At 51.6% G+C, this 1,210-nt stretch carries 2 protein-coding genes; both read left to right on the top strand.

Annotated elements, in window-relative coordinates:
- The first annotated feature begins 189 nt into the window (after positions 1–189).
- A complete protein-coding gene (locus tag VJI93_RS08195) occupies positions 190–618 on the top strand; it encodes a hypothetical protein (RefSeq protein ID WP_324009231.1) in 429 nt (142 codons plus the stop codon).
- A complete protein-coding gene (locus tag VJI93_RS08190; RefSeq protein WP_324000455.1) occupies positions 619–1,029 on the top strand; it encodes a minor capsid protein in 411 nt (136 codons plus the stop codon).
- Positions 1,030–1,210 lie beyond the last annotated feature (181 nt).

Here is a 1,210-nt window from a genome sequence, read left to right as displayed (position 1 = left end):
TCGGGTGTTTGTGGATCGACGAGTCACTATCGGTGGGAAGCTCATCCTAGGGGACAAAACCGCCTATGTGAATCCCGACGAAGTGGAAGGTGCTGAAACCATCCAGGTTTATAACGAGATTCCCGATCTGCGTAATGCCGATCAGCTTAGGAAGGCTTATCTATAGTGGCCCAGCGTTTCCGGTCATTTATGGGAAGACAGAACCTCGGAAGAACGCCCACTTCCGAGGGTGAAGCTTATATGATGTACCGGAATTCGATGGATGCATGCCTTAAGGAATTGAGTCGTTTTATCGATCATATGGGCGGGGTTAGTGCCGAATGTTGTGTGGAGGCGCTGGAAGAAACTTTCGGCAAGGCTTTGGAGTATACGCCCCAGGACACAGGTGACCTGCGCGCGTCTGGATATCTGGAGGCCGAAACCTTCAGAGGCAATGCAGTCGCGGTCATCGGGTTTGGTAGGGGAGGTAATCCAAGCTATGCAGTCTATGTGCATGAAATGCCGTTTGCACATAAGGCTCCAACCCGTTCGAAGTTTTTGCAGGCTGCTCTCGATGAAGACATGGGGGAAATCGAGAGTAAGTTGGCCGCGTCCGTTAAATATGCATCGGGGGTTTAAATGAGTCCGGCGGAGGGGTTAGCTGCCATTGTAGAGGGGGTACCTGGATTGCTGGGTAGCTTTACTTTGCGAATTGGTGGCTGGGGCAACAGCAACACAGAAGTCGTATTCCAGGATTCTGGTGGACGGCCTCCGGAAGTAGCCATTGCCATCGATTACCCCACCGTACAGCTTTTGTTCCGTGGTTTGAAGTATTCGGAAACGTACAAAAAAGCCGCGGATATCAAAGCTAAGCTCCATGCCTTAGAACAGAAAAGCGGCGGGGAACCTAACGATTTCTACCCTGAATTGGTTGCTTGCTTGGTGCGGGGAGATATTACCCCACTAGGTCAAGATGACAAAAACCGTTTCATGTTCTCGCTCAATTTCAACCTGATCGTTGCACCTATCGAAACTGGCAACCGTGACTAAGGAGTACTGATATGCCGGCCAAAGTAATTTCCGTCTCCGTAGATAACGGGAACACCTACCGCAAGCTGCCAGGTTCGTCGGGCGAGCGCCGTACCGAACTGGCAAACGTCAATGACACCATCTTCGGCCAGGATTGGCAGTCGGAGAACCCCACGATCGCACAGGCGATGATTAGCTGCAA

The organism is Parvimonas sp. M20 (assembly GCF_035282425.1).
Taxonomy (GTDB): Bacteria; Bacillota; Clostridia; order Tissierellales; family Peptoniphilaceae; genus Parvimonas.
The sequence above is the reverse complement of the archived record's forward strand: the minus strand, read 5'-3'. Positions and strand labels throughout refer to the sequence as shown.